Source organism: Aeromonas sp. Y311-2 (assembly GCF_027706025.1).
Lineage (GTDB): Bacteria > Pseudomonadota > Gammaproteobacteria > Enterobacterales > Aeromonadaceae > Aeromonas > Aeromonas veronii.
The window spans coordinates 1-5,965 of the sequence record NZ_JAPDCL010000051.1 but is presented as its reverse complement, the minus strand read 5'-3'; the positions used below and the strand labels follow the sequence as shown (position 1 = coordinate 5,965).

Annotated in this window: 6 protein-coding genes and 1 pseudogene; all 7 read right to left on the bottom strand. The window is 51.9% G+C overall.

Going from position 1 to position 5,965, the window contains the following annotated elements:
- Positions 1-1,675 precede the first annotated feature (1,675 nt).
- The 7 genes and pseudogenes from OKC42_RS22415 to OKC42_RS22380 all read right to left on the bottom strand — a co-directional run bounded on the left by OKC42_RS22415 (position 1,676) and on the right by OKC42_RS22380 (position 5,796).
- Complete coding sequence (locus OKC42_RS22415; RefSeq protein WP_087757485.1) at positions 1,676-2,437, bottom strand: PmeII family type II restriction endonuclease; 762 nt, start codon at positions 2,435-2,437, stop codon at positions 1,676-1,678.
- Positions 2,434-3,312, bottom strand: coding sequence for a DNA-methyltransferase (locus tag OKC42_RS22410; RefSeq protein WP_087757486.1), 879 nt, complete (start codon positions 3,310-3,312; stop codon positions 2,434-2,436). The genes OKC42_RS22415 and OKC42_RS22410 overlap by 4 nt, the downstream gene beginning before the upstream one ends.
- A 521-nt stretch (positions 3,313-3,833) precedes the next feature.
- Entirely contained in the window at positions 3,834-4,298 is a 465-nt protein-coding gene (locus OKC42_RS22400) for an MbeB family mobilization protein (protein WP_128297510.1), read from the bottom strand.
- A gap of 322 nt (positions 4,299-4,620) precedes the next feature.
- Positions 4,621-4,986 (bottom strand): annotated as a pseudogene (locus OKC42_RS22760) (relaxase/mobilization nuclease domain-containing protein); the annotation flags it as partial.
- Positions 4,983-5,153, bottom strand: a complete 171-nt coding sequence (locus tag OKC42_RS22390) for a hypothetical protein (RefSeq protein WP_163926571.1) — start codon at positions 5,151-5,153, stop codon at positions 4,983-4,985. The gene OKC42_RS22390 and the pseudogene OKC42_RS22760, both read right to left, overlap by 4 nt.
- Positions 5,153-5,494, bottom strand: a complete 342-nt coding sequence (locus OKC42_RS22385; RefSeq protein ID WP_128297512.1) for a MobC family plasmid mobilization relaxosome protein — start codon at positions 5,492-5,494, stop codon at positions 5,153-5,155. Before OKC42_RS22385 ends, OKC42_RS22390 begins: the two co-directional genes overlap by 1 nt.
- Positions 5,491-5,796, bottom strand: a complete 306-nt coding sequence (locus tag OKC42_RS22380; RefSeq protein WP_087757481.1) for a hypothetical protein — start codon at positions 5,794-5,796, stop codon at positions 5,491-5,493. Before OKC42_RS22380 ends, OKC42_RS22385 begins: the two co-directional genes overlap by 4 nt.
- Positions 5,797-5,965 lie beyond the last annotated feature (169 nt).

Genomic DNA, 5,965 nt, shown 5'->3' with positions numbered 1-5,965 from the left:
GAACCAGCTTCACAGAGGAACCGAAGACGCGAAGCGGCTAAGGGCCCTCTGTGTATGCTGGCTTAGAGTCAAGTTTGGCATAGGCGAAAGAGTTTGTAACTCGGGTTTTGGGAGCTATTTAAGGTAACGGTGACTTTAATATATGAAGGTAGGCAGATCGCTGGAATGGGCGCTTAGAGGAGAGTGTCCTGGGGGGTGATTATGCGTGCCAAAGGGAAGAAAAAAACCGGGCGAAAAGGATGTCGGCAAGCCTCCTCAGTAAGCAGGCTCTCCTATCTTTCGCTGCGCTTCAAGATAGGAGAGCCCTCCTACAGGCCACTTCTATTTGAGGTGGTTTTACAGGATGAACTCGCCTTGCTCCGGACTATCGAGACTGCTTGCGGCAGCTCCCTCTCACGCGCTCCAGAGACACACCCCGTCCTGCTGCTATCTGCTTTAGCCCCCACCTGTTGGCCGGGCTGCCGCGCCGTTTTTTAAGAGCTGGCCGTGGTTGGAACCCCGTTACGCTCTGAGTGCAGATGCCCCAGGGGTGCGAGTCCTGGGAGGCTGTGGTGCGCGATTACACGCTTGGGCAGTATGTGAGATTTCCCCGTTCTGCCCGACCTTCACACCCGCTACGGCAACAATCACTTGCGTCCAATCCGAGCGAATACGACAAAGCGCCAAAGGTGAAAGCCTTTGGTAACACGGTTCGAGAGAGGGTTTGATACTTGAACAGCGGGCCGCACGCGGCTAAACTGAGGGGGTACTTAACGGTATCTGCTTCCTCTCACCGAAGCTGTTACCCACCGGATTCCAAGGTCGCCAAACCGAAGAACACCGGGCAAAGAACCCACCTTACGGTGGGTTTTTTGTTTGCGGAAAGTAGGTTACGCCGGATCCAAGGATCCGATCAAGATCATTCGAGCAGCAGCGACGGATCTAACTGGGGTTGTACGCTGGAACCCCAGAAAATTCTGTCGATTAACACCTAGGCTGATGTTTCCGGCTATGGCTCCTATCCGATAGGGTTTACCGTGTATATCTTGCTCACGGTGGATCGTAGTTTTCGCCTCAAGACGGGTTATGTCGGAAACAACCGTTTTACGACGACCCGCGCCAATGCTGGAGCTGTAAACTAGGCGGAAAAATCTGGGATTCCGGCGTACAACCCCTATAGCCATACATGAAAGCCACCATTGTGCCACGGGCGGCAGGCGAGACCAAAAAAGCGGCAGCACTGGCGGCGATTACAGCGATTCCGGCACCCACACCAAGGCGATGGCATACCTCCAATAAAAAACGCGCCGTAGCGCGTTTAAATGAAGGATCCGAGCACAGAAAAGGATCTCGCTTGATTACGGCATGTTCGTTATCGGGGTTCTACGCCGCGCAACTGTTCCCCCAGCCGATACAGCCGTCTCAAGCTGATGATCTTGACGAAGAGAAAGCTGTACATCGACATTAAAGCCACAAGCAGCGTGTTGGTCGCAGATATACGCCTCTGTGTTTGGTGCCCAAATCGCCGAAGTGTCTTCTCGGCGAAGCCTTACAGAAAAATTATTTGTCGCCGGGTTACGGCAACCAGCAATGATACATGCCATTGGTTACTCCTCTATGTGTAAACCAGGTCACATCATAGCCGAATGGGCACCATTCAAAAAACAAAAAGCCATTCCTATCAATAAATTAAACATCACCACGGCTTGTTATCACCAACTCTAGAACCAGAATTGTCTTGTACAAGTAACTCCCAGTTAATTCCCCCAAACTGGTTGCAGTATTTAGAAACAAACTCAGCAGTAAATAAATTCAGCTTGGCATCGATAAGAAGCTGTAACTCTTCATTCCTTTCTTTAGCTGTTCGACCAAAAGGTTCTATTATATCCTTATATAAGCTAGAGTTACCGTCAGAAATAAAGTTCCAAAAATCCTCTCCACACATTTTAATGTGAGTTCCTTTGTCTGGAGAAGACTCATATCCATAACAGCAACCTTCAACACAAAAAATTGATTGAGAACTCATACCGCCAGAGGTTCCCAAAACTTTTTTGGCTAACAAAAAATTGTCCTTCATCTTCTTTATTTGAGATGAATTACCCCAGTTAGGCCCAGACTTTATACTAACAAGATATTTCACCCCATTCTTTTCAAACTCAAGATCAATGCCAGTGGCACTGGACTTCCTACCGCCTAACGCTTGAGAACATGTAAAAATAGCAACCTTTTCCATGAAATTACCAAAGACAGTTTCCTCACCAGAAGAAACCGTGGCATCCATGATAGATTTAATCAAATCACTAGCATTATTCATCCCCTTCGCTTTAAACAAATAAGGGTTTTTTCTCTTTGTTATGTCAACAAGTTTCAAACCGCATATTTTAAGCTCTTTCTTTTTATGAAAGTCACTATCTACGTTAGAAACAATAAAGTTTGATATTGTTGCAGAATCAATCATTGATCCCCCTCAAAAACAACAAATCCATTTTTTTCTTTTTTTGACAAATTAACTCGCTCAGCACTAACAAGACAATGCTCTCCCAGTAGCTCAATGCCAACCCCTATGCGCCCAAGATCTTGAGCAACCTTCATTGTGGTTCCGGAGCCAGAGAACGGGTCTAGCACCACATCCCCACTTTGAGTGAATAGCTTTATAAACCAAGCAGGCAGGCTCTCTGGGAAGGCTGCACTATGGCTTTTATTTGAACACTCTGTGGCCAAATGCAAAACGTTAGATGGCAATGCCATTTTACGATCTTTCCAGTTTTCTATTTTTTTACCAAATCCACTTCCTACCTTTGACTCATCTCTTCGCTTATCTGTATCACTTAAATTTTTCAGTCGAGTATTAGCCCAATCCCCCATGGGAACTTTAACTGCATCTTGATACATATGGAATTTCTTGCTTTTTGTAAAGTGCAAGCAACGCTCCCAAGAATCCCTAAATCTATTCGGCCATTTACCAGGGAAACTGTTTTTTTTGTGCCACATATACTCCTCTGTCCATAGCCACCCAAGCTCCCTCATTTTTATAATAAGCTCAAGAACATATGTATGCCTTTCACCATCAACAACTTTCTCCTTAATATTAAGGACAAAGGATCCGGTTGGCCTTAGAACCCGTAACAGCTCCTTAGCTATTGGAAGGAACCAGCTGACATATTCATCAGGATTTATCCCTCCATATGTATTTTTTCTCTGATCGGCATAGGGCGGAGAGGTAACAATAAGGTCTATTGATTCATCATCCATACGTTTTAGAACGGATAGGCAATCCGCATTAAACAACGTAGATGTATTTATATCCAACCTATTTTTTGTGCGCTGCAACATTTCTTTCACCAAAAAAAATCCGTGGCCTGATCATAACGGTTTAACTAAGTGAGGTCCAGAACTTATTCATTGCATCGTTTCAACCAGCCTTATTTATCCTTAACAAATAAAGACTTACATCTTAGTTCACGGCGGGCCGTCCAAATGTCCAACTTAATCCTTATCATGGGGTAACAGGGGTCATCAACAACAGACTGGGGCCAGTGGCCCCACTCAATCACCGTACTCTCGATCACCATACTCTCGATACTCCCGCCCGAGGCTCATACCACCACGCCGCGGCTCCAGCTCTATGCTCATGGCTTCAATTTTTGGCTCAAGCGCTCGACTTGACCGCTCAAGTGCAACACCTGCTTGCTCAAGCTCCCCACGCTCTCCCGCAACGCCTGGTTCTCGGTAGAGGTGGCCTCGAACATCAGCCGCAAATCGCTGTAGGCGCTCTCCCAAGCCGCGTGCTGCTGTCTGTACCCGCCTTCCAAGCTCTCTAACGCTTTCAATAACTGCCGCTCGAGCTCCGTCATTCAGTAACCCTCCGGGATCATCCAGGGATACAAGCCTGTCTCTTTGTCGCCATAGGTCAGCGCCTCCAAGTCCACCTTCACGCACAGTTGCTTCTTCCTGCCGCACTCCTGCAGTTGCAATTTTCCACCTTTCGCGGCCAACCGCTCCAACGTCGCGTTCTGACTCGAGATCTGTGCCCAGTTCTCGGCGATGAGTGTGCCCTGGTACCACAGCACGCCCCAACTGATCCCCAACATCAACACCACCCCGATCAACGTGCATAGCCAGCCCTTCAGCACCAGCCAACCCCACCTCCGGCTCTGGCCGTCGATAGCGGCGATTAAACTCTGATTGCTTGATCGCAACGCCCCGAGAATAGCTTGCTCGTGCTTCTCGAACTCGCTGTTCACGCTCGTTTCGATATCGCTCGCCTGCTGCTTCGAGTTCTCCTCGAAGGTCTTGGCCAGCTCTAAAATCTTGCTCATACAGTGCCCCTTTCAACCGGATGTTTCGCCCCCCTTCCGGGTCGGCAATGCTGATACTCTTGCGGGTTTCCCGCACCACCTGAAAACCGTGTTTCTCCAGGGTGGCCACCACGTCCGCTCGATCGGCCAGCTCGCCGGCCGCCGCCAACAGCAACAACCCGTCCGTGATGGCCTGCGCCGCATCTTGCTTGGCAAAGGGCAGATCACGGGGAGTCACCAGCGTTCGCTTGTTCAGTGGATCATCCGGGTCATGCAACCCCAACTGGGCGTTGATGACGGTCTTCCAGGCATCGATCCGGGGCCGGTCAGCCCGGTCGAAGTAAGGCTGTAGCCGCTTGCCACTCAGCAGCTCCACATTGGGCACCACGAAGTTGAGTTCGAGCCGGCCTTTGTCCTGGTGCTCCACCCACAGGCAAGCGTACTGATCCCGATCCAACCCCGGCAGCAGCGCACGCTCGAAGCTGTCCATCAGCTTGTCCTTGTCCTCCCGGGGCAAATCCGCTTCCTGGAACGACAGCACGCCGCTGGTGTACTTCTTGGCGTAGGGACTGCTGTCGATCAGCGCCTCGATGAGCGCCGGGTCACCCCGATCAAGGGTCGCCCCTTCTCGCGCACCATCCGGGCCCAGCAGGTAACCCACCGGGCCGCTACCACGGCCCACGCCACGCGCATGAAACTTGACGATCATGACTCACGACACAGCCAGACGGTGCCCACACTGAGCGCCTCATCGTGTTCCTGGTACACGTCCCCACCCACATCGAGCCCGTCCTGCAACAACCGCAAGCTCCACCCCTGATCACCGGGGAGCCGGGTCAAGGTGTAGTCGTACTCGGCCACGCTGCTATCGTTCATCACTCTGCCTCCTTTGACTGCCCTGACAGCGCCTTCAATGCACGCTCCATCGCCATCAACACCCCGATCACCTGAACCCGCTCAAGCGCCCCCCATTCACCGCTGTTCACCCGTCGAGCCACCTGATTGAGGTTGTTGCCGATCCCGGCTAACTGCCGCAACAAGGCCGGGTCGGCTTTGGGCGCCGGCGTGCGCCGTCTGCCTGGCGCTTTACCATCGCCCAGGCACTGCTCTCGCATCCATTCCGCCAACCTATCCTCCCCACTCAAGACCTTGAGCCGGGCAAACTCCGCCTCCGTGGCCCTGATCTTGATCACCCGTTCGCGTTTGGGCGCGGTCATTTTTGGTCACCGTTACCTAAATAGAGCTGGTCTACCCACGCCGCACGAACCGCGTCATGTAGCCGGGCCACAACCTCCGGCGCCAGAGACGACGTCCGGCCCTCTCGCAAGTTCAGCAGGAAGGTCTCCAGCTCACCGCAATCGGGGCGATTTAAGGTAACTGTTACCGTTTTTTGCCGCTGCCGTTCACGATAGGCCGCTTGCTTGGCCGCAGGACTCAGGGCCTTGCCGGTTCGCGGGCGGCCACGACGTTTTCCACTGGGCAGCAAGTCCAACGTCTGATCGTCTCGTTCGTCCTTCATCCCATCACCTCAATTACGGTAACTGTGACTATATGTGTGCCCTGTCCGCTGACCTGGGGAAGCCCGGAACGGGGTTCGCTGGGGCGGTGGATGCAGGGGGTTTCGGGGGCGGCACGCCCCTGAACCAGCTTCACAGAGGAACCGAAGACGCGAAGCGGCTAAGGGCCCT

What these genes read in the sequence shown, in the direction of transcription:
- OKC42_RS22400 (WP_128297510.1), bottom strand. Translation starts at nt 4,298, where the DNA reads ATGAGCAAGATTTTAGAGCTGGCCAAGACCTTCGAGGAGAACTCGAAG.
- OKC42_RS22415 (WP_087757485.1), bottom strand. Translation starts at nt 2,437, where the DNA reads ATGATTGATTCTGCAACAATATCAAACTTTATTGTTTCTAACGTAGAT.
- OKC42_RS22380 (WP_087757481.1), bottom strand. Translation starts at nt 5,796, where the DNA reads ATGAAGGACGAACGAGACGATCAGACGTTGGACTTGCTGCCCAGTGGA.
- OKC42_RS22390 (WP_163926571.1), bottom strand. Translation starts at nt 5,153, where the DNA reads ATGAACGATAGCAGCGTGGCCGAGTACGACTACACCTTGACCCGGCTC.
- OKC42_RS22385 (WP_128297512.1), bottom strand. Translation starts at nt 5,494, where the DNA reads ATGACCGCGCCCAAACGCGAACGGGTGATCAAGATCAGGGCCACGGAG.
- OKC42_RS22410 (WP_087757486.1), bottom strand. Translation starts at nt 3,312, where the DNA reads ATGTTGCAGCGCACAAAAAATAGGTTGGATATAAATACATCTACGTTG.